This is a genomic window from Shewanella sp. NFH-SH190041 (genome assembly GCF_024363255.1).
Lineage (GTDB): Bacteria > Pseudomonadota > Gammaproteobacteria > Enterobacterales > Shewanellaceae > Shewanella.
Genome location: NZ_AP026070.1, coordinates 1825843 through 1847651, shown reverse-complemented (window position 1 = coordinate 1847651; position 21809 = coordinate 1825843). Strand labels below are relative to the sequence as shown.

The 21809-nt window shown below is 46.5% G+C and carries 19 protein-coding genes; 10 read left to right on the top strand and 9 right to left on the bottom strand.

Translation table 11 applies throughout. The features are described 5' to 3' along the window. The first annotated feature begins 68 nt into the window (after positions 1-68). Positions 69-1001 (top strand): universal stress protein UspE, encoded by a 933-nt coding sequence (uspE, locus tag NFHSH190041_RS08130; RefSeq protein WP_261924731.1) that lies wholly within the window; start codon positions 69-71, stop codon positions 999-1001. A gap of 85 nt (positions 1002-1086) precedes the next feature. Beyond that, positions 1087-2058 (top strand): tRNA 2-thiocytidine(32) synthetase TtcA, encoded by a 972-nt coding sequence (gene ttcA / locus NFHSH190041_RS08125; protein ID WP_261924730.1) that lies wholly within the window; start codon positions 1087-1089, stop codon positions 2056-2058. Positions 2059-2133: 75 nt separating this feature from the next. On the opposite strand, the gene NFHSH190041_RS08120 is transcribed toward ttcA, so the two are convergent. Next, the gene (locus tag NFHSH190041_RS08120) at positions 2134-2781 is read right to left on the bottom strand and encodes a DUF2987 domain-containing protein (protein ID WP_261924729.1); all 648 of its coding nucleotides are present in this window, start codon (positions 2779-2781) and stop codon (positions 2134-2136) included. A gap of 105 nt (positions 2782-2886) precedes the next feature. Further along, complete coding sequence (locus NFHSH190041_RS19655) at positions 2887-4221, bottom strand: glucosaminidase domain-containing protein (RefSeq protein ID WP_315972978.1); 1335 nt, start codon at positions 4219-4221, stop codon at positions 2887-2889. A 162-nt stretch (positions 4222-4383) separates the two neighbouring features. On the opposite strand from NFHSH190041_RS19655, the gene yvcK reads away from it, so the two are divergent. Next, on the top strand, positions 4384-5304 hold the full coding sequence (yvcK, locus tag NFHSH190041_RS08110) for a uridine diphosphate-N-acetylglucosamine-binding protein YvcK (RefSeq protein WP_261924728.1): 921 nt from the start codon (positions 4384-4386) through the stop codon (positions 5302-5304). 145 nt (positions 5305-5449) lie between these two features. Here the strand turns inward: yvcK and NFHSH190041_RS08105 are convergent, their stop codons facing one another. From NFHSH190041_RS08105 to aspS, 7 genes are all read right to left on the bottom strand, one after another. Next, positions 5450-6643, bottom strand: coding sequence for an amino acid aminotransferase (locus NFHSH190041_RS08105; RefSeq protein WP_261924727.1), 1194 nt, complete (start codon positions 6641-6643; stop codon positions 5450-5452). A 358-nt stretch (positions 6644-7001) separates the two neighbouring features. Continuing rightward, a complete protein-coding gene (gene ruvB, locus NFHSH190041_RS08100) occupies positions 7002-8006 on the bottom strand; it encodes a Holliday junction branch migration DNA helicase RuvB (protein WP_261924726.1) in 1005 nt (334 codons plus the stop codon). A 9-nt stretch (positions 8007-8015) separates the two neighbouring features. Then, positions 8016-8630, bottom strand: a complete 615-nt coding sequence (gene ruvA, locus NFHSH190041_RS08095) for a Holliday junction branch migration protein RuvA (protein ID WP_261924725.1) — start codon at positions 8628-8630, stop codon at positions 8016-8018. A gap of 16 nt (positions 8631-8646) precedes the next feature. Continuing rightward, the gene (gene ruvC, locus NFHSH190041_RS08090; protein ID WP_261924724.1) at positions 8647-9168 is read right to left on the bottom strand and encodes a crossover junction endodeoxyribonuclease RuvC; all 522 of its coding nucleotides are present in this window, start codon (positions 9166-9168) and stop codon (positions 8647-8649) included. A 322-nt stretch (positions 9169-9490) separates the two neighbouring features. Further along, the gene (locus NFHSH190041_RS08085) at positions 9491-9886 is read right to left on the bottom strand and encodes a hypothetical protein (protein WP_261924723.1); all 396 of its coding nucleotides are present in this window, start codon (positions 9884-9886) and stop codon (positions 9491-9493) included. A 349-nt stretch (positions 9887-10235) separates the two neighbouring features. Then, a complete protein-coding gene (locus NFHSH190041_RS08080; RefSeq protein WP_261924722.1) occupies positions 10236-10982 on the bottom strand; it encodes a YebC/PmpR family DNA-binding transcriptional regulator in 747 nt (248 codons plus the stop codon). Between the two features lie 473 nt (positions 10983-11455). Next, complete coding sequence (gene aspS / locus NFHSH190041_RS08075) at positions 11456-13234, bottom strand: aspartate--tRNA ligase (protein ID WP_261924721.1); 1779 nt, start codon at positions 13232-13234, stop codon at positions 11456-11458. A 736-nt stretch (positions 13235-13970) separates the two neighbouring features. On the opposite strand from aspS, the gene cmoA reads away from it, so the two are divergent. From cmoA to NFHSH190041_RS08040, 7 genes are read left to right on the top strand one after another with little or no spacing between them, the layout of a single operon-like run. Further along, on the top strand, positions 13971-14702 hold the full coding sequence (cmoA, locus tag NFHSH190041_RS08070) for a carboxy-S-adenosyl-L-methionine synthase CmoA (protein ID WP_261924720.1): 732 nt from the start codon (positions 13971-13973) through the stop codon (positions 14700-14702). After that, positions 14699-15694 carry a tRNA 5-methoxyuridine(34)/uridine 5-oxyacetic acid(34) synthase CmoB gene (gene cmoB, locus NFHSH190041_RS08065; RefSeq protein ID WP_261924719.1) on the top strand — a complete coding sequence of 332 codons (996 nt, stop codon included), beginning with the start codon at positions 14699-14701 and terminating at the stop codon, positions 15692-15694. Before cmoA ends, cmoB begins: the two co-directional genes overlap by 4 nt. Before the next feature lie 20 nt (positions 15695-15714). Then, a complete protein-coding gene (locus tag NFHSH190041_RS08060) occupies positions 15715-16470 on the top strand; it encodes an ATP-dependent zinc protease (RefSeq protein ID WP_261924718.1) in 756 nt (251 codons plus the stop codon). Then, positions 16470-17978 carry a UUP1 family membrane protein gene (locus NFHSH190041_RS08055; protein WP_261924717.1) on the top strand — a complete coding sequence of 503 codons (1509 nt, stop codon included), beginning with the start codon at positions 16470-16472 and terminating at the stop codon, positions 17976-17978. The genes NFHSH190041_RS08060 and NFHSH190041_RS08055 overlap by 1 nt, the downstream gene beginning before the upstream one ends. A 1-nt stretch (position 17979) precedes the next feature. Beyond that, positions 17980-18936, top strand: coding sequence for an alpha-L-glutamate ligase-like protein (locus NFHSH190041_RS08050; RefSeq protein WP_261924716.1), 957 nt, complete (start codon positions 17980-17982; stop codon positions 18934-18936). Continuing rightward, a complete protein-coding gene (locus NFHSH190041_RS08045) occupies positions 18899-20683 on the top strand; it encodes a M3 family metallopeptidase (protein WP_261924715.1) in 1785 nt (594 codons plus the stop codon). Before NFHSH190041_RS08050 ends, NFHSH190041_RS08045 begins: the two co-directional genes overlap by 38 nt. Before the next feature lies 1 nt (position 20684). After that, positions 20685-21776, top strand: coding sequence for a DUF3541 domain-containing protein (locus NFHSH190041_RS08040; RefSeq protein ID WP_261924714.1), 1092 nt, complete (start codon positions 20685-20687; stop codon positions 21774-21776). The last annotated feature ends 33 nt before the right edge of the window (positions 21777-21809 follow it).

The following is a 21809-nucleotide window of genomic DNA, read 5'->3' as shown; positions in this document are numbered from 1 at the left end:
AAAGCAATATGCTCGTGTCTATTGTGCGTCCATGATAGACATGAGTACTTTGAAAGAAGGAAAACACTATGAGGGAATACCAAAAGCTTCTCGTTGTTGTCGATCCAACCTCAGAAAATCAGGCCGCGCTGGCACGGGCAGTCGAATTGGCCAGCCACAGTAATGCCGCCATCACGGTTTTTCTCTCCATTTTTGATCTCTCCTATGAAATGACCTCCATTCTCTCCAGCCATGAACGAGAAGCAATGCGTCAAGGCGTGATCGATCAACGGACAGCTTGGCTCAACGATATGATTGCACCATACCGTAGTCGAGGGCTGACCATGGATACCCAGGTGATATGGCATAACCGGCCTTTTGAAAGCATTATCAATGCTGCTATTGCCGGCGATTACCATTTGATCGTGAAAGCAACCCATGAGCATGACAAACTTAAAGCGGTGATTTTTACCCCGACCGACTGGCATTTATTGCGTAAAGCCCCTATGCCAGTGCTACTGGTCAAAGAGCATGACTGGTCTCGCCAAGGCAAAATTCTTTGTGCTGTCAATGTCGCCACCGAAGATCCTGAGCATGATTCCCTAAATGAAAAAATCATCAAACATGGGCTCGATCTGGCGAAAAAGTTCAATGCAGAAATCCATCTAGTCAATGGCTATCCCGGCACACCGGTAAATTTAGCCATTGAACTGCCAGACTTTGACGCCAATAACTTTACCGCATCTGTACGAATGCAGCATGAGCAGCGGGTTGATTATTTGGCAGAGACCTATGGCATCGATCCAGAGCATTGTCATGTCAAAGAAGGGTTGCCGGAAGATGTTATTCCAGAGTTGGCAGAACAAATTGATGCTGAGTTGGTTATTTTAGGCACAATTGGTCGTACTGCGCTATCAGCTGCACTCATCGGTAATACAGCAGAGCATGTGATTGACCGACTGAACTGTGATTTGCTGGCGGTCAAACCGACAGGTTATGTTTCTCCGCTGCAAAACAGCTAGATTCCCATCGCTTGCCCTTTACCCCACCGGCTTTAGCTGGAATAATACGCGCCCTGTAACTTAGTGTGACCGGGCGCGTTTATTTATGTCAGTTGAACAGCTGCAACAAGCTACTCAGGAGCCGTTAGAAAACGGCCTCACCAAAAAACAAATCACCCGCATGAACAAGCTGCAAAAGCGGCTACGTCGTGAAGTGGGCAGTGCTATCGCCGACTACAATATGATCGAAGAAGGCGATCGAGTGATGTGCTGTCTGTCTGGCGGTAAAGACAGTTATGCCATGCTGGATATTCTGCTGAATCTTCAGCAGCGGGCACCGGTAAACTTTGAGCTGGTTGCTGTCAATCTGGATCAGAAACAGCCTGGTTTTCCGGCTGATATTTTGCCAGCTTACCTGGACTCTCTCGGGGTGGCTTATCATATTCTGGAAAAAGATACCTATTCCATCGTGAAGGATAAAATTCCGGAAGGCAAAACCACCTGCTCACTGTGCTCTCGTCTGCGTCGGGGCACCCTGTATGGCTTTGCTCAAAAAATCGGGGCAACTAAAATCGCTTTAGGACATCACAGAGACGATATTATCGAAACCCTGTTCCTGAATATGTTCTTTGGCGGCAAGATGAAAGCCATGCCACCTAAACTGCTGTCCGATGACGGTGCTAACTTGGTGATCCGCCCGCTGGCTTATAGTCGGGAAAAAGATATTGCTGAATACGCCGCATTGAAGCAGTTCCCGATTATCCCGTGTAACCTGTGTGGCTCTCAGGAAAACCTTAAGCGTAAAGCGGTAAAAGAGATGCTGGTTAGCTGGGATAAACAATTCCCAGGCCGGATTGAAACCATTTTTACAGCAATGCAAAATACCGCGCCATCTCAGGGCGTTGATCGCAGCCAGTACGATTTTATCAATCTGCAACGCGACCCCAATGCCAAGCCATCCGGTGAAGTGGCAGAAGCGGAATTGCCAGCATTTGATTTTATGGATGTCGCCAACTCAGGCCATATCGATTTGGATGCGGCGACCCGCATTGATGTCGTTAATACCTACCAGCCATAACCTTCTTATTGCTAAAGCTCCTCTTAACAACAAAAAAAGCCTGCAGATTGCAGGCTTTTTTTGTTATTAGCTTAATTAAGGTGCCATCCAGGGACTGAGCACTTCTGGACGCTGGGAAAAATCCAGCTGTTGCAATTGATTAAGCTCTTTATAGCCCAAGGGCCAATAACCACTAATATCAAAATGACGTTGGAATTGCGCGCCGGTTTCAGTCACCGTCACCTGCTGAGGAAAATAAAATTGTATACCGCCGATATCATGGTGAAAATATTTCATCGGAAATCCTTTCAAATCGGCCTGAACCTGATTCATCTCCCGGTATAACTGCTGTAACTCTCCTTGTTGATAGCTCGACTTAACCTCTTTGGCTCTGAGCTGCACCGCTAAGCCGCATTGCTCAGCATTACCGTCAACCCTTAACCTCACCTGTGCCCGCTGTTGTTTAAGATTTTCATCATAAGGTAGAAATAATCGCTGCTTGACCGTGTAATTCAAAGGAAAACTCGCCTGCTCTGTGACAATTTCAGCACGCTGCAACTGGCAACCCGCTCTATCTGGCACAGAGAATGTCAACGCCAGTAATTGGCTGTCTGCCTGATGAAATACTTTTAGCCGAGCATAAAAATCTTCATACCGCAGAGATATTTCTGTGCCCATCACTGACATACTGGTACCACACAATAACAACAGGCTAATACTGCGACGACCTAGTATCCGGGCCATAATTTATCCTTTTGTTTTCATTAAACGACATAGCAGCAAACTAAAATGCTAAGCAGGAGTTAAATGCCTAGCATACCGGAGTGATGTCAACCACGGCACAGATATTCAACCAACCTTAAACTGGCTGGTGTTAGCTAAACTCGCAGCTGGGGCAATATCTGTTACTGGCTGACTTTGAGGCTTTGATGGCCGCTCAGTTTTCCCAGAACGCTCACCATGTTTAAGGCTAGATGGGGGGGATGCTGGCACGGCATAAGAGGCCGGTGGCGTGCCACTTTGCTGTTCAAATTGAGGTTGAGGCTTAGATTGACGCTGAGACTCAATGTTTGATGTTACCGGTGCCGGTTTTGTACTTAGTTTATTCTCCTGCAATCCAGTGTTACCTTGACGAGTGTTAACAGGATTATCTATCTCACCCGCCTCAGTAATGCCGATACCATCTGTCTCTTTCATCTTAGCTTGCGGCGACTTGACCTCTGGCAGTGCTGAGCTAGGTGATGCCTTATCAGGGGTCGACTCAGACTCGATGATATCAAGTTCAGGCGATGCTATTTTATTCGGCGTGTTAGTCAGAGATGTCTCTGATGGCAGAGGTGCAATCAAGGTTTCCAGCGGCCGCGCTTTTTGCCCGCTATCATCGGTTAAATAAACCTGATTATGTTTCAGCATCTGCAGCAACTCTGTTACATAATCCCCTTTGCGCTCGGAATAATGTTTTAGCCCTGGGATTAACTCCTCAGCCGAAGGTAAATGCCCCTGCTCACGAGCTTTTGCCCGCAATTGGCGAAATAGTCGATAAGCATTATTAGAGTTAAGGTTACGCAGATAAGATGCGACAGAATCATCGACAGAATCAAACTTAGCGACTTCGTGATGCATACCATCATTACGAGATAATGGCACTAACCCACAGCCGGATTTAAAACACCATTGGCCAAAAAAGTTCAGCCCTTCCTGAGCAAACCTAGAACTACCCCACCCGGTTTCATTCGCCGCTTGGATCAGCACCATATTTTCGGGTACCAAGTCCACCCTAGTTAATAATTGCCGCAAGGTCTGTTCATTAACCTCAGGTATCGTTAACTCATATTTTTCAGCCAACTGCATGACCCGATATTTCTCAGCTGCAGTTAATACATGCTCAGCCTGCAAGTTATGGTAAACCGATTCCAAAAAATCTCGCTCTTTGGCAATAATGGCATTTTGGGCCTGAACCGCAGGACGAAGATAATCGAAGAATGCCTGTTTTTTTTGCTTCACATCTTTAATGGCTGAAAAATCAGGTAAGTGTGACTCATCAGATAATGGCGTTTTAATCAGCCAAGAAGAAGCCTGCAACCGATGTTCCTTAACCGGCAGCAGGTATACTCGCAGTCCATAAACCACGACCAGCACCAGCGACAGCGAAATAGTGAGAATACCCAAACGACCTGTTTTCAATTTATTACCTTTTAAATCAACAGATAACGCTAATGTTTTTTCTGCATTATAAGTTATCTATCCCATTTAACCAATTTCGTACTTGGTCAGATGAGTTTATCGGTTAAACTATCAGGATTAATTAGCTTCTGTGAATGTTTTTTTCATGCATCAGGATGAGGTATGTTTTCACTCTTTTATGACCGCAAGCTAACCGCGTGTTCCCGTGTTGTTGCGCTTGGGGGCGGCCATGGACTCGGCCGTGTATTATCCAGCTTATCTTTTCTAGGCAATGATTTAACCGGAATTGTTGCCACAACAGATAATGGTGGCTCTACCGGAAGATTACGGGAAACCGAGCATTGTATCGCCTGGGGAGACTTACGTAACTGCTTATCTCAAGTTGCTCCGCGCCCCTCTATCGGCTCTTTACTATTTGAGCATCGCTTTGATGGTGATAACGCCCTTAGTGGACATAATCTAGGCAATTTAATGCTACTCGCATTGGATCAGCTCTGTGTGCGGCCACTTGAAGCCGTTAACCTCATCCGAAATCTACTCAATATTGAGGCTAACATCATCCCGATGTCAGAACAGCCGACCCATTTAGTGGCGCTTGACTCTCAAGGAAATACGGTGCGGGGCGAATTAGCCGTCGATGCGATGACTTCTGCGCCGTTAGCACTGGATTTGCAACCCAAAGTCCAAGCAACCTGTGAAGCTTGTGATGCTATTCGTCAAGCCCAAGTCATTTTATTGGGTCCGGGCAGTTTTTACACCAGCTTAATGCCGGTATTACTGGCAGATGGAATTGGTAATGCACTGCAACAAAGCCAAGCCAAAATCATATTTATTGATAATATTACCGCAGAGCATTCAGCCGCTGGTGAACAGTCTCTCCAGCAGCGCCTAGACTTCTGCCAGACTGTCATTGGTAAAACTATTATTGATCATGTACTGTGCCATGGTTTAGCTGAGCAGGATAATGGCATATTCCATTACCGGCAATTGGACAGTGAATTACAACCAGGGCGTCATGACAAACTGGCTCTGGCCAAGGCACTTGGCGAAATACTGCTACCAGAACGGATTCCAGAGCTTTAAGGGCTAAATCCAATTTTCATATTTTGGGCAAATTAAAAGGCAGCCATGCTGCCTTTTAATGCTTATCATTCACTATTTTGACTGCGGACTCGATGTTCTCGCGTCAGAGCCATATTCCACTAAAGTGGATGCTGTAGCTCTAGTATTACAACACTGCAGCGATAGCTCGGCAAATCACCGGCATATTTTCTCGCGTCATCCCGGCAACACTGATCCGGCCTGAACCAACAATATAAATACCAAACTCATCGCGCAAACGCGCGACTTGTGCTGTAGTCAGACCGGAGAAACTGAACATGCCATTTTGCCGGGCAATAAAACTAAAATCCTGATTAACACCTGCCGCAGATAAACTGGCGACAAATAATTCCCGCATCGCTGCAATCCGCTCCCGCATCTGGGTGACTTCACTGTGCCAAAGAGCCCGTAGAGTCTCATCATGCAATATCGTACTGACAATCAACGCACCATGTGCCGGAGGATTGGAATAGTTCGCTCGAATAGTATGTTTAATTTGGCTAAACCCACGTTCACAGGTATCACGATTTTCCGCAACCAGAGTCACCGCTCCCACCCGTTCATTATAGAGCCCAAAGTTCTTCGAAAATGAACTGGCTATCAGCATCTCTGGCACAGTCTCAGCCATTAAACGTAATCCAGCGGCATCTTCTTCAATACCAGCGCCAAATCCTTGATAAGCAAAATCAAACAGTGGCACTAATTGTTGTTGCAAACACTGCTGCGCAATTTGTTGCCATTGCGTCTGTGTCGGGTCAATTCCCGTCGGGTTATGACAGCAACCGTGTAACAGCACAATATCACCAGGCTGGGCCTGGGCCAGATCAGCTTGCATGGCAGCAAAATCCATACTGTGATCTTTTGCCTGATAATAGCGATACTCTTGCACCGTCAATCCAGCGGTTTCAAATACATTTTTATGGTTTGCCCATGTTGGATTACTGATCCATACCGTACGGGATGCGGTGTGATTGCGGATAAACTCTGCAGCAACGCGAAGAGCACCAGTACCACCTGGCGCCTGAGCCGCCCTCGCCCGACCATTTACACATAATGTGTGTTCTGCGCCAAACAACAGTGCCAACACGGCTTGATTATAAGCGGGTACTCCATCGATACCGAGGTAGTTTTTACTGCTTTCCTGCTGAAGTAATAACGCTTCAGCCTGTTTAACACAATCAAGCACAGGAGTGTCACCGGCTTCAGTTTTATAAATCCCCACCCCGAGGTTAACTTTGTCACTACGGGGATCGGCACGGAAGGCATCATTTAGGCCTAGGATCGGATCAGCTAATGCTTGGGGTACCTCGGAAAATATCATTGATTTTTATCCTGCTTTTATTATTACTATCGGTAGGGGGATTAATTTTATATCACCCCCAAAGCAGAAATAACAGTTGTGTTTAACAACGAAATATAAAAGCCATGTTTATTATTAGATCACAAAAATTTGCCAGATCTTTTTAACGAATATTGATCCAAGCCCACAACTGAAATGTACTTAATAAAAAAGTAGCCTTAATTGCAGAACGACGTGCTTTAGTCGGGCTGTTTAACCCATATTGGCTTAAACCGCTAACAGCACTTTCTAGTCACAGTAAAACATCACTTCATCGCAGCTAAATGAAAACATAGTAAAAAGGAGCCATTCAGGCTCCTTTGTTGAGAATCATTGATCCTTAATCCGGTTTATCCAGTCCAAAATGCAGATAAGCTCTATGGGTTGCAATCCGCCCCCTTGGGGTTCGCTGCACAAAACCTTGCTGGATTAAAAACGGCTCTAGCACATCTTCAATCGTGTCTCGCTCTTCACCGATCGCTGCTGCTAGGTTATCCAGCCCAACAGGCCCACCCATAAATTTATCAATAATGGCCAGCAGTAATTTGCGATCCATAAAATCGAAACCTTCACCATCAACATCCAGCAGATCCAATGCTGACTGCGCCACAGCAGAGGTGATCACCCCATCATGTTTCACTTCGGCATAATCCCGTACCCGACGCAGCAGTCGATTGGCGATCCGTGGCGTTCCGCGAGAGCGTTTGGCAATTTCCCGCGCGCCATCTTCATCCATAGCGATATCCATTACACCCGCGGAACGTTTTACAATGCAGGCAAGATCATCAACATTATAAAATTCCAGTCGCAGCGGAATACCAAATCGGGCCCGAAGTGGTGAAGTCAGTGAACCAGCTTTAGTCGTGGCACCAATCAAGGTAAAAGGCGGTAAATCTAACTTGATAGAGCGGGCTGCCGGCCCTTCACCAATCATAATATCCAATTGGTAGTCTTCCATTGCCGGATACAAAATCTCTTCCACCACAGGACTTAGCCGATGAATTTCATCGATAAACAATACATCGCCTTCTTCCAAGTTGGTGAGCAATGCAGCTAAATCACCCGCCTTTTCTAATACGGGTCCTGAGGTAGACTTAATGCTGACATCCATTTCATTGGCCACAATCATGGCCAAGGTGGTTTTACCTAATCCTGGCGGGCCATAAATCAGCATATGATCCAGCGCCTCACCACGACGCTTTGCCGCAGCAATAAAGACTTTTAACTGAGCCCGAGCATCATCCTGACCTGTGTACTCATCCAGCAGTTTAGGGCGCATCGCCCGGTCAACGTTTTCATCCGCGCCCATTATCTGGGGTTGTATCAGCCTGTCAGCCTCAATCATTATTTTTCCTTACAGCATTGACTTAAGCGCAGCTTTAATCAAGGTTTCTGAGTCCATCTCTGGTGAAATCACCGCGCTGACAGCTCGGCTCGCTTGGGCAGGTTTATAACCTAATGCCAGTAGCGCCGCTATCGCATCTTCCTCTGCCGTATTCACTACAGGCGCTGGGGTAAAGTTACTCTGTAACTGGAATTCACCAGCGGCACCGGCTGCATCCATCAAGGTTTTCAGCTTATCGCGCATCTCGACCAATAAGCGCTCTGCCGTTTTTTTGCCCACACCAGGTAATTTAACCAAGGTGGCAATATCATCCCGCTCGACACAGGTAACAAACTCCGCAGCTGTCATGCCAGAAAGGATTGTCAAAGCCAACTTTGGCCCAACACCATTGGCTTTAATCAACATACGGAATAGCGAGCGTTCCTGTTTGCTGATAAAGCCATACAGCAGTTGAGCATCTTCCCTAACGACAAAATGGGTATAGATCAACGCCTGTTGATTTAATTCGGGGAGTTCGTAAAAACAGGTCAGAGGCATCTGCACTTCGTAGCCAACACCGTTGACATCAATGACCACATCCGGCGCCTGTTTTTCCACAACAGTGCCTGTCAATCTTCCAATCATAATTTCTTATGTTCCGTTATTTGTATCTACCGTAAGTTTGCCGTGTTGCCCGACCACCCATGGCAGCCAAACTTTGGCAAGTATGATAATGACATAGAGCGATACTGAGTGCATCCGCCGCATCAGCCTGAGGTGAGGCAGGAAGTTTCAGCAGGTGGGTGATCATATGCTGCACCTGGGCCTTTTCTGCTCTACCCGTGCCCACTACGGCATTTTTGATCTGGGTAGGACTATATTCGGCCACCGGTAGTCCTGCCACTGTTGCTGCCACAATCGCCGCCCCCCGGGCCTGCCCTAATTTCAGGGCAGAATCAGCATTTTTCGCCATAAACACCTTCTCAATGGCGAATTGTTCTGGCTGATATTGGCGGATAATCTCTGATATACCATCAAAAATTTGTTTAAGCCGGGCAGGCAGTTCAGTGGAGGACGTACGAATACAGCCACTGCCAAGATAAAGTTGATGTCGGCCTTGACATTGGATCACACCATAACCGGTGATCCGCGAGCCTGGGTCAACCCCCAGAATAATCGTCATACTGCATAACCCAATAAACTGATTGTATGTTGGTAAAGCATCATTGTTAGCTTTCCTGATAGGCGAATCAAAATCTTCCTTGAACTGACTTTATAATACATTCGCCAGTAAACCACTGTTTAATTATACAGGTATTGAGCTGTAAAAAAAGCGGCTGAAGCCGCCTTGATGTATATATGCATGATCTCAACCTTTAGAGGTGTGAACAAAAATCAATCACATCTAATGCGCCAAACGAAATTAGTTTTATCAGTTATGCCATTACAGCCTCATACAATTTGTTCTACTGAATAACACACGGATGAATGGTAGCTTTCATTAATTAACAAGGTGTCTCGTATAAGATCTTTCTATTGGTAACATTGTATATTAAAACATTATCAAGTTTAGTTAAAAAGTCGTAAATCATTACAGCAATATGGTCGAAGTTATTATCTGGATCAGCTCCAAACAATATTCTAATTCTTGATTTAGCTCTTTTTCCTTTTTTAATTTCCTTAAAATCTTCAAGAACATGGTTACTTTTTTCAAATAAAAAAGTAATTGTATAAAAATTATCAATTGTTAATCTTAAAATATTCTGCTTAGTGAATGGATTTCTATCTTCACTAAACACTGCATCTTTAGAGTTAGCAAACAAACCCTTGATACTGTCAAAGACTGAGCCTTCATTTTGCTCATTATCTGTCAAAAAATAAGCGTGTAACGTATAGCTCATAATTACCTATTCCATAACTCATCACTTCCTATATCAATAGGCGTTAAATCTTTTTCGTATTTATTAAATTCATACAAATTGCTGCTTAAATTTCACTACACGAACAACAAATATTTTTCATTGATAATGAAATCACATTAATAAGCAGATATTGAGAATGTGACAATACAATTTTCAGTTAACTTTTGCAGATAAATACCGCCTCTGACAGTAATTAATTTTAGGAAGGATAGCCTTTTAAGTCAGGCAAAGCCATCTGCAAAACTTCTAAAGTTGTATTCATTTAAAAAAATAATGCCAATTATTATTTCATAATAATTGGCATGTTAAGCTTACTTATTACTGTAATTTATTCCAGATTTTCCATTATCTCATCTGAAATCTCAGCGTTGTGATAAACCTCTTGTACATCATCATGATCTTCCAGATTATCGATCAGACGAATAAATTTTGGTGCAGTATCAGCATCCAACTCAGCTTTATTATCTGGAACCATAGTGACCTCAGCATTTTCAGCATTAAAGCCAGCGGCATCCAAAGCATCTTTTACTGCGCCGAAATCTACAGGCGTGGTATAAACATCGATCGAACCGTCATCATTGCTGATCACATCATCGGCACCAGCCTCAAGTGCCGCTTCCATAATGGTGTCTTCATCAATGCCAGCTTCAAAAGAGATTACACCGCGTTTGGTAAACATATAAGCCACACAGCCATCGGTACCCAAACTGCCACCGGACTTGGAAAAAGCATTACGTACCCCACTCACAGTCCGGTTACGGTTGTCTGTCATACATTCCACCAGCACAGCAGTCCCACCTGGGCCATAACCTTCATAAATGATAGTTTCCAATACCTGACCATCCATTTCACCGGCGCCGCGCTTAATAGCACGATCGACCGTATCACGGGTCATATTATTGGATAATGCTTTATCAATGGCCGCACGCAAACGTGGGTTAGAGTCAGGATCCGAGCCGCCTTCACGGGCTGCTACGGTTAATTCCCGGATAAATTTGGTAAACAATTTACCGCGTTTGGCATCCTGTGCCGCTTTACGGTGTTTAATATTGGCCCATTTACTGTGACCTGCCATATCTCTCTCCTTCTGGCCGCTGTCATCCCTGTTCCCCGGCTAACATCCGCCTGCCGACATCTATGGTTCCACCACATATCACCCACGGTTGTAGGTAATATTATGTCGTGTTGGATTTGCTTCTTTCGTCCTCCGTCCTGCAGTCAGTCGCCGTGGATAAGATAACGTCGGCATTAATAAACCTCAGCTGCGGATAACATAACGCCTTTCCAGTGCCTATTTTTACCGGTAACTGTGTTGAATTGACTTGCAATAGGCAAGCTATTGACGCGCCAATTCGCCTTGTTATCAGCAAAAATCTCCGACTGGAAAGAGGGTCCAAGTAAAGACTGTATTTCAATCAGAAGATTACGCTGTTTCTTATCCAAAGCTGAGATGAATAAGGCACTGCGTTAGTCTGCTGAAATAACAGGCTAATACACAGTGCCAATAATATATTAGCCGAGACACCAGTCCCGGCTGATGACAAACAATTATGCTTCGTCAGATACAGGCTTTGCCACAACGGCAATACCCAATTCAGCCAGTTGGGCTGGATTAGCATGACCTGGCGCATTGGTCAGCGGACAAGCTGCTGTGGTGGTTTTCGGGAATGCCATCACATCACGAATAGACTGAGAGCCTGTCATCAGCATCACCAGACGGTCCAAACCGAATGCTAAACCTGCGTGTGGTGGCGTACCGTAGCGCAATGCTTCAAGCAGGAAGCCAAATTTCTCTTTAGCTTCGTCATCAGAGATCCCCAGAATGCGGAATACTGCGCTCTGCATATCTGAGTGGTGAATACGCACTGAACCACCGCCCAATTCGCAACCATTCAGCACCATATCGTAGGCATCTGATACCGCATGACCAGGATCAGCTTCCAGCTCAGCAGGGCTCACGCCTCGAGGAGCTGTAAATGGATGGTGTACCGCATAGAAACGGCCATCGGCCTTTTCAAACATTGGGAAGTCGACAACCCACAGCGGACGCCACTGTCCCTCAAGCAGTTCAAAATCTTCACCCAGCTTCAGACGCAGCGCGCCCATGGCTTCAGCAACCACATTAGCTTTATCAGCGCCAAACAGCAGGATGTCGCCATCTTTAGCATTAGTGCGAGCCAAAATTCCCTTAACCATCTCTTCAGACAGGAATTTCAGTACTGGAGACTGGATACCTTCCATGCCAGCTGCCAGATCATTGACCTTCATCCAAGCCAGACCTTTAGCACCGTAGACACTGACATACTTAGTGTAATCATCAATTTGCTTACGGCTCAGTGAGGCACCACCAGGAACACAAATGGCGGCTACGCGACCCTCAAGATCTTCCGATGGACCTTTAAATACTGCAAATTCGATACCGCTGAGCAGATCAGCCACATCAACCAGTTCCAGCGGATTACGCAGATCAGGCTTATCAGAGCCAAAACGGCGCATCGCTTCATCCCAAGTCATACGCGGGAATTCACCCAGGTCGACATTCAGCAGTTCCATAAACAGGCCGCGAACCATTTCTTCGGTTTTCGCCATGACCTGCTCAGAACTCATAAATGAAGTTTCAATATCGATTTGGGTAAATTCAGGCTGACGGTCAGCACGTAAATCTTCATCGCGGAAACATTTTACGATTTGATAGTAACGATCAAAACCTGACATCATCAGCAACTGCTTAAACAGCTGAGGTGATTGTGGCAGGGCAAAGAACTGGCCTTTGTAAGTCCGGCTTGGTACCAAGTAATCGCGGGCACCTTCTGGTGTTGCTTTGGTCAGAATTGGAGTTTCGATATCCAAAAAGCCATTGCTATCCATAAAATGACGTACTGCGCTGGTCACCTTCGCGCGGAAAATCAACCGCTGGGCCATTTCTGGACGACGCAGATCCAGATAACGGTACTTCAAGCGTTGCTCTTCACTGTTATTCTGGAAATTATCCATGCTCAGTGGCAGAGGCGCGGCTTCATTGATAATAGTCAGAGCCTTACCCAGCACTTCAATCTCACCGGTACGCATCTGAGCGTTAACCTGGCTATCAGGACGGGCACGAACCACACCTTTAACCTGAACACAGAACTCACTGCGCAGACTGCTGGCTACAGCAAATACATCCGGCAGATCCGGATCGTAAACCACCTGAATAAGACCTTCACGGTCACGTAAATCTAAAAATACCACGCCACCCAGGTCGCGGCTGCGGTTAACCCAACCGACCAGGGTAACTTCTTGTCCAACGTGAGACTTATTCACGTCTCCACAATAATGAGTGCGCATCTAGCTCTATCCTTTTCCGGTCACCGGTACTGGAGAAATATTCAACACAAGTAAAAGCGGCATTATAGAGAAATAATGTCGATTACCAAAATGATTCAAGCTCAGTCGGTGAAGTATCCGTCAGTTTGCCGCGCCTTAACAGTGACCTTGCTCCCTCATCTGCATAAATGACCGATTTTTAATCATTTCATCGCAAATATTGACACTCTCTATTTTATCGTTCAGCTATCTCCCTGAACGACGAAAGTGAATAAGGTCTCGTCTTGTCTCCAATCGCGATATAGCACTGAAGTTGTCAGCTCGTTATTCGACGAATATGTCCAAGCAATCGCTAAAAGGCTGCGCTGACATAACCTCCCCATCTATGGACATAATGGTATTCTATATCCTTATATGGATATAAACAGAAACACCCTATATTGGATCCCCCATCAATCTTCGCTTTATTGACATAGTGACAGTAAATTCTTATGACTCTCGATATAACACGAAACATTCAGCACACATTCTTATGATTAAATGCCAATAATAGGTGACTTGATATATCGATATTAACTAACCTATCGGTTTGTAAATTAAGCTACAAAATAACCTCATCTGCACCCTAGGTTTATGTTAATAATATGTATCAACAGCCTTTAAGTAGAAATAAAGCAACAAATAGCCAGAGCCGGACTTGCTGCTGGCTTTGGCAAAACGCTAAAATGCCCTATTAAATTCTGTAAACCATGTTTCGATGACATCTTCTCAAGATACTATCTATGCGCTTCCTTCCGAGCAGATAAGCGATTTTCAGTTTGATAACCGGGTAGCCGGAGTATTTGGCGATATGATCCGCCGCTCTGTGCCAGGTTACGCCCAAATTATTAATACACTGGGCGATTTTGCCCACAGATTTGTCAAACCTCAGACCAAGGTATATGACTTAGGTTGCTCCCTTGGCGCTGCCACACTCAGTGTCCGGCGTCAAATTGAAGGACGCGCCTGTCATATTGTTGCTGTCGATAACAGTGAATCCATGATCGGCCGTTGCCGGGAAAATCTGGCCGCGTATGTCAGCGATACCCAAGTTGATTTGATCTTGGGCGATATCCGTAATATCGACATCAATAATGCCTCTATGGTCATTCTGAATTTTACGCTGCAGTTTCTCCCTCCCGCTGACAGACAAGCGCTATTACAACAGATATATGACGGGCTAAACCCCGGAGGGATTTTAGTGTTATCAGAAAAGGTGCGCTTTGAAGACAACACGATTCAAGACCTGCTTGATGCCCAGCACCTGGATTTCAAGCGCGCCAATGGTTACAGCGAGCTGGAGATCAGCCAAAAACGCAGTGCGTTAGAAAATGTCATGAAACCCGATACCCTGCCCGTGCACGAAGCTCGGCTACGTAATATCGGATTTAGCCATTTCAGCCCTTGGTTCCAGTGTTTTAATTTTACCTCCATGGTGGCCATCAAGTGATCAGCTTCAGCTCTTTTTACCAACAAATCGCCGACTCAACCCTGCAGCCTTGGCTAGAGACACTGCCTGCCATCTTAGGTAATTGGCAACGGGAAAATAACCATGGCAATCTGCCAAAATGGGAAAAGGTCATCAATAAACTCAATTATCCGGCACCGGATATGTTGGATCTTAGTACCAGTGTGACTGTCGGCTCCGGAGAGCAACTCAGCCGTGGCGAGCAAGAAAAACTGACCAATCTGCTGCAATTACTGCATCCTTGGCGCAAAGGGCCGTTTCATCTGCATGGCGTGCATATTGATACTGAATGGCGCAGTGACTGGAAATGGGATCGGGTACAACCTCATATCTCACCAATGAAATACCGTACTGTGCTCGATGTGGGCTGCGGTAGCGGTTACCACATGTGGCGCATGCTCGGAGATGGTGCTGAGCGGGTGGTCGGTATTGATCCATCAGCACTATTTTTATGCCAATTTGAAGCAGTAAAAAAGCTCACTGGTCAGAACCTACCGATTCATCTGCTGCCACTGGGCATTGAACAGCTACCGCCATTGGATGAATTTGATACTGTATTCTCCATGGGGGTGCTTTATCACCGCCGCTCACCGATTGATCACTTGCTGCAATTGCGTGATTTGCTTAAAGATGGTGGCGAATTGGTATTAGAAACCCTGGTGGTGGACGGTGATGAAAATACTGTCCTGGTGCCACCAGGGCGTTATGGCAAAATGAACAACGTCTGGTTCCTGCCATCGGTAGCGGCATTGACCCTTTGGTTGGAAAAGTGTGACTTTGCCGATGTGCGCTGTGTCAACCTGGATGTCACCTCTTTGGCAGAACAACGCAGTACCCCTTGGATGCGGAATGAATCTTTGGTGGATTATCTCGATCCTCAAGATATCAGCCGGACGGTAGAAGGACATTCCGCGCCCAAGCGCGCCACTATCGTTGCTAGGAAAGTACAACCCAACCAAGAACTCACCCTGTAAAATAATAAACGGGACCTAACATGCTTAAGCAGACATTCTCCTTGGCCTTAGTGGCCTCCTTACTCTCCGGCTGTGCCATGACGGCGAAACAGCCCAAGGGCCCGATCCCGGTTGATGCTGAGACACTCAACCAGTCACTGAGTCAAAATACTGCTCAACTCAAGTCTGAGCTGGATAAGGTTGATGCTCAGCAAAGTAAAACCTTGGCCGCACTGCAAGGGCAAGTGTCTGCGTTACAGCTCGCCATTGATGGGCTAAAACAACCAGAAGAGACCAAAATCGTCGAAGTGCCAGCAAAGTGCCCGGAAACGCTGGGAGATAAGTTCCTGCTTGGCCAAGTAGAATATATCTATGTTGATGAATTAAAAGCCAGTTTTAATACTCGCATTGATACCGGTGCAGAATCTTCCTCCCTCGATGCTCGCAATATTGTGTTGTTCGAACGAGATGGCAATCAATGGGTACGCTTTGATGTTCACACCCATGGGGACAAAGCACCGGCTCAGACTTTTGAATCTCGAGTCGAGCGCTTTGTGCGTATCAAACAGGATGCCGATACTCAAGATGATCGGCGACCCGTGATCCGAGCCCACCTGAAAATTGGCCGTTATGCTGCCGAAACCGATCTCAACCTTACCGACAGACGTCATTTAGAATACCCCTTGCTACTGGGGCGCAAATTTATGAAAGACATCGCAGTGGTGGATGTCGGCCAAAGCTATATTCATGGCAAACCTCAACCTGACACGATCAAACACGAGACCAAGGAGAAGTAATGCAGTCTCGCAAACCCTTTTATATTCTGGTAGCTCTGCTGTTTATTCTAGGATTAGGTAGCAGTATCTACCGCGGTATCGAGCACAACGTGCCTTTCCTACCGGGTAAACAGGTACAAAGCTGGGCAGTAGATGCCAAAGTGAGCTTTATCGGTACCGGAGAGCCCGCTGAGGTGTCTTTCTCCCTACCACAAGATCCTGCGTTTGAGATCCTCAGTGAAAATGCCAGTTCGCCTGGCTACGGACTGAGCGTCACCAAAATTGATGGTAATCGCCGAGCAATCTGGTCTACGCGCCAGGCTGTGGGGCAGCAAGATCTCTACTATAAACTGACCTTAGTGCCATCGGGACAAGACAAGCTCATCGCAAGCAAAACGCCTAACACACCTGAACTGTACATCTGGCCAGCAACAGAAAAAACCGCGGCAGAGCAAGTGATTAACGAGGCTTGGTCCCGTAGTGCCAATAATCTCACGTTTGCCCGGCAATTAATGCAAACCCTCAGTGCCCGGGATCGCAGTCAAAACGTGGAATTACTGCTTAGCAGTAATAACCCGACCCGTTTATTTGTCAATATGCTGCATGACAAAGGTATTCCTGCCCATGAAGTCAATGGCCTGTATCTGGAAGACCTGCGCCGTCGCCAACAATTAGTACCGCTGGCGGAAGTTTATGATGATGGCCAATGGTATCTATTTGATGTGGTTAACGGTAAAGCTGGCCGGCCTGACAGCGTGCTGTTGTGGGAGCGAGATGGCAACTCGGTATTAGATGTGGTCGGAGGGTATAAATCTCAAGTCACTTTCTCCATGCTGAAAGATACCCGCAGTGCTTTGGCCACTTCCATCGATATGATGAAAAATCAAGAAGGTGCCTTGGACTTTTCCCTGTATCAGTTGCCATTGGAAGAACAGAGTCTGTTCAAAGGCATCTTGCTGATCCCGGTTGGCGTGCTGATGGTGGTTTTTCTGCGGGTGATTATCGGCATTAAAACCTCAGGTACTTTTATGCCTGTACTGATTGCGCTGGCCTTTATCCAAACCACATTGCTAACAGGTTTAGTCGGCTTTTTACTGATTGTCGCTTTTGGCCTGATGATCCGCTCCTATCTGTCGAAATTGAATTTATTGCTGATATCGAGGATATCAGCGGTCATTATTGTGGTGATAGGCATTATTGGCCTCTTTACCGTACTGTCTTATAAATTCGGCCTCAGTGAAGGACTGACCATCACCTTCTTCCCGATGATCATTCTGGCTTGGACTATCGAGCGTATGTCCATTCTGTGGGAAGAAGAAGGTGCCAAAGAAGTGGTTGTTCAGGGCGGCGGTAGCCTGTTAGTGGCCACATTGGCTTACCTCGCCATGAGTGCCACCTGGGTACAGCACTGGGTATTTAACTTTTTAGGTATCCACTTAGTCATTCTCGCTATGGTGTTGGTGATGGGGCAATACACCGGCTACAAGCTGATGGAACTGAAGCGTTTTAAACCACTGGCGGGAGAGTAATATGAACTTCGCCTGGCCATGGCAGCTGCGTAAAGCGGGCGTGCTGAGCATGAATAAACGCAATATTGATTATATTTCCCGCTATAACCCGCGAAAATTTTATAAGCGGGTAGATGATAAACTGACCACCAAACAGCTGGCACTGGCTAACCATATTGCAGTGCCGGATCTGATCGGCGTGATCCGGGCCCAGCATGAAATCAGCCAGTTGCCCAAAATGGTGCAAGGGCGTACCGGTTTTGTTATCAAGCCCTCCAAAGGCTCTGGTGGCAAAGGTATTATGGTGATTACCCATGTGGAAAATGGCCGCTTTTTCAAACCCAGTGGCACTGAGGTGTCACCGGCGGAAATGGATCGCCATATTTCCAATACACTCAGTGGGTTATTTTCCCTTGGTGGCAAAGCTGATGTGGCCATTGTCGAAGGGCTGATTGAGTTTGATCCTGTGTTTGATGGTTATAGCTATGAAGGCGTACCCGATATTCGCTTGATTGTATTTAAAGGTTTTCCTGTGATGGGCATGCTGCGTTTATCCACCAGTGCCTCAGATGGAAAAGCGAACTTGCACCAAGGCGCGGTCGGGGTTGGCGTTGATCTGGGCACTGGGAAAGGACTGCATGCGGTGCAGTTCAATAAACCCATTGAATTTCATCCTGATACCGGGTTAAAACTGACCAATATTCAGGTGCCCCATTGGGATACCCTACTGCACACGGCCGCCAGTGCCTATGAAATGTGTGAATTGGGATACCTAGGGACCGATATGGTGCTGGACCAAAGCAAAGGACCATTAATGCTGGAGCTTAATGCCCGTCCAGGCCTTGCGATCCAAATCGCTAATGGCCGAGGGATCCTCCCCATGTTACAGCATGTCGAATCTCTGCGGGGGAAACCGATGTCAGTGGAAGAACGGGTCGCCTATGCGAAAGCCCATTTTAGCAGCACTACTGATCACTAACGCTACGGTTGCACTCGCGGCGCCAGTGCAACCGGTATCTTCCGGCAGCTTTCGTCAAGGTGCAGAGTCCCCATATTTGCAGACAGTGCCAGCGTTTATACAACAATGCCGGCACTATTTGCCCTTACAGCTCTCATCACTGCTCGCTCTGCCACCCGAGTCGGCGGCCATGATACTGGAGCGACAATTTATCGGGCTCAATAACCTTAATGACAGGTTAGCATTATTACGCCAATTGCCTCAGTCACGGGATGACCGGGACGCACTGCTTAACTGCCAACTTCACTTGGCTGATCTGGTACAAAACCTCAGCCAGTCACCAGACCTGCCACCATTAACTCAGCAGCTACACCACAGCAATAAAGCTGAGTTACAGCAACTGGGCGAGCATTTACAGCAACTTATCAGCAGGCAGTTAAATAAAGAAGATAAAGCTAAACTGCATACTGCACAGGCTAGTTTTATCACTAACCTGGCGGATCAAGCGTTAAGTCTGAATATTATCAGCCCAGAGTGCCGCTTACCGCCGCCACTTATTCAGCAGGCAACCCCGCAACCCACCGCCTCCGTTCAGATTGATCACCATCCCCACACCATACCTGATAGCCAAACCCCATCAGCTGAGGTCAAAGCCCGCCACATTGATGATACGGTTGCGCATTATCTGCTCCTGCAGCCAGATGCGGTATGTCGCCAATCGGTCTGGCAGGCGTATCAGGGGCGAGCGCAACAACGAAATACTGCACCATTGCAGCGTATTATCTCGCTAAGGCAGCAACAGGCTAAAGCCCAAGGTTATGACAACTATGCCACTTTTACCTTGCGCAGCGATTATCTCAATACGCCACAACTCGTGTGGCAATTCTTGCAGCAGCAAACTCAGAACATTCAGGTTGCCCCTTGGGATATTGGCAGACAATTAAAACAGTTACCAAGAGCTAAATATCAAGCACAATCCAGCTTGGCATTAATGCAAACCTTGTTAGCACAACTAGCGCCTTTGGGGATCACCGTTGAGCAGCCTGAACCGCACATCTGGCGGCTATGGCAAAATGGGCATTTATTAGGTGATTGGTATTTGCACCCCACGGTGCACAGTGGCTTTCAATTGTTGCAGCGTCCAACGATTGGACATCAATTTAGTGCAGGTATATTGAGCTATCCGGAGCAAATCCGCACCATGGGGCAACAGCAACAATTGATCGCCAATCTTGCAACGGCCATTAGCCTCAGTCAGGCGGGCAGTCGATTTTATCTTAATAATCTGCGCTCACCCAGCCGGGATATTGGCCGGTTATGGTTAACAGACTATCTCAGCCGTCAACTTACAATCAGCCATCCCCAACCAGAAGATGCCAGATTGGTACTGGCAAAAACTTACCGTCATCAGTTAGATATTTTTCGCGCAAAAGTCGCATTATTGGGATATGAAAATAGATCGAAGTCACTGACAAGAAAAGATAAGCAGTTATTATCTCAGGATTTTACAGCAGGGTTTGGTGCCCATTGGCCTCAGGCTGCCAGTTATCGCTACAGCTTTTCAGCCATGGTAGATAGTGGTCCTCAGCTATATCTCCCTTTATGGCAGCAGGCAATGGCCACACTGATAGCCCAACAGGCAAAGGCTGATCCTCTGGTGATATACCGCACCTTGCTGATTAACGAAGGTGATCTGACGCTGTCACAGCAATTGCAATTGTTATTGGGTAAGTCTGTCACCCCAGAACAACTGATCCGGAGACTCTAATATGTTACCCCTAGCCCGACCTGCTCTGTTACTTATCGCATTGATAACACCATTACTGGCTAGTGCTAGCACATTATCACAGCAACAAGTCTCTGCCCGTATCCAACAAAATCTGGAAAATCATTTATATCAACTTCCCCCAAGGGTGCAGGGGCATTATGGTATCCGGCTTTACCGCATGACAGGGGATGACAAATACGCCAACAGCGCTTTAGTGGATTTATATGCGGTGACCACATCTCAGGCATGGAACGCCTGTCAAGCTGATGCTCCTGCCTTTATCCGCCAAGCAGCGCAGTTAGCCATCAGTAAACTGGGCAATGGTCCTAGGGCCAAAGCCAGAAAAAAAGCGCTGAAATCTTTTCCTGATTTTTTATTCTATGCTGACAAACTGCTGCGACCTGCCAGCCGGATGAACGAGTTAGGCGTCACCGGCCCCTGTCATCACAAATTAATCCGAATTTTAAAGCAGCAGGATCTACGCCCTGCCCTGACAGATAAAACCATGATCCGAGCTTGGGCGGCACAGTTAGCTAACTATGTATATTGGGCCAAACAAATCGGTGTGGGGGATTACCGTGATGCTTATAAAAAGGCATTTTTGGCAACCTACCCAGAAAGCAAAGACGGTAAACTGAGCCAAGCCCAATTTCGCAATAAAATTTACGGTATGACCCATTTTATTTTTGCTGCTAGCGGTTATTACCAACAGCCAGTCAGTGCTGCTGAATTTGGCTGGATCCTTGATTATTTCAATCGTCATATTGATAAAATTATTGCCGATGGTACCCCGGATATTATTGCTGAGGTGGGGATCAGTTTTCTGTTAACTGATCAAGCCGACCATAGTGTGGTGCAAAAAACCAAATCAGCAGTCATGGCAGCATTTGATCCCAAAGAGAATATTATCCCTTCTCCCAAGGGCAATCCGTCCCTCACACTGGGAGAACATCGTAATGTATTAGCACTGATGCTGCTTAATTGGCCTGAGAAACTGCATCAAGGCCCGCTGCTAGCCAAGCTGAAGGTCACCCGTAAACATCTGCCAGCCATGGTAAACGCCAAAAAAATTGATGATACTTCCGCTAAATAGCAAGTAACGGACCATAACTGGCGGTAAATGCAT

What these genes read in the sequence shown, in the direction of transcription:
- uspE (WP_261924731.1), top strand. Translation starts at nt 69, where the DNA reads ATGAGGGAATACCAAAAGCTTCTCGTTGTTGTCGATCCAACCTCAGAA.
- ttcA (WP_261924730.1), top strand. Translation starts at nt 1,087, where the DNA reads ATGTCAGTTGAACAGCTGCAACAAGCTACTCAGGAGCCGTTAGAAAAC.
- NFHSH190041_RS08120 (WP_261924729.1), bottom strand. Translation starts at nt 2,781, where the DNA reads ATGGCCCGGATACTAGGTCGTCGCAGTATTAGCCTGTTGTTATTGTGT.
- yvcK (WP_261924728.1), top strand. Translation starts at nt 4,384, where the DNA reads ATGTTTTCACTCTTTTATGACCGCAAGCTAACCGCGTGTTCCCGTGTT.
- NFHSH190041_RS08105 (WP_261924727.1), bottom strand. Translation starts at nt 6,643, where the DNA reads ATGATATTTTCCGAGGTACCCCAAGCATTAGCTGATCCGATCCTAGGC.
- ruvB (WP_261924726.1), bottom strand. Translation starts at nt 8,006, where the DNA reads ATGATTGAGGCTGACAGGCTGATACAACCCCAGATAATGGGCGCGGAT.
- ruvA (WP_261924725.1), bottom strand. Translation starts at nt 8,630, where the DNA reads ATGATTGGAAGATTGACAGGCACTGTTGTGGAAAAACAGGCGCCGGAT.
- ruvC (WP_261924724.1), bottom strand. Translation starts at nt 9,168, where the DNA reads ATGACGATTATTCTGGGGGTTGACCCAGGCTCGCGGATCACCGGTTAT.
- NFHSH190041_RS08085 (WP_261924723.1), bottom strand. Translation starts at nt 9,886, where the DNA reads ATGAGCTATACGTTACACGCTTATTTTTTGACAGATAATGAGCAAAAT.
- NFHSH190041_RS08080 (WP_261924722.1), bottom strand. Translation starts at nt 10,982, where the DNA reads ATGGCAGGTCACAGTAAATGGGCCAATATTAAACACCGTAAAGCGGCA.
- aspS (WP_261924721.1), bottom strand. Translation starts at nt 13,234, where the DNA reads ATGCGCACTCATTATTGTGGAGACGTGAATAAGTCTCACGTTGGACAA.
- cmoA (WP_261924720.1), top strand. Translation starts at nt 13,971, where the DNA reads ATGACATCTTCTCAAGATACTATCTATGCGCTTCCTTCCGAGCAGATA.
- NFHSH190041_RS08060 (WP_261924718.1), top strand. Translation starts at nt 15,715, where the DNA reads ATGCTTAAGCAGACATTCTCCTTGGCCTTAGTGGCCTCCTTACTCTCC.
- NFHSH190041_RS08055 (WP_261924717.1), top strand. Translation starts at nt 16,470, where the DNA reads ATGCAGTCTCGCAAACCCTTTTATATTCTGGTAGCTCTGCTGTTTATT.
- NFHSH190041_RS08050 (WP_261924716.1), top strand. Translation starts at nt 17,980, where the DNA reads ATGAACTTCGCCTGGCCATGGCAGCTGCGTAAAGCGGGCGTGCTGAGC.
- NFHSH190041_RS08045 (WP_261924715.1), top strand. Translation starts at nt 18,899, where the DNA reads ATGCGAAAGCCCATTTTAGCAGCACTACTGATCACTAACGCTACGGTT.
- NFHSH190041_RS08040 (WP_261924714.1), top strand. Translation starts at nt 20,685, where the DNA reads ATGTTACCCCTAGCCCGACCTGCTCTGTTACTTATCGCATTGATAACA.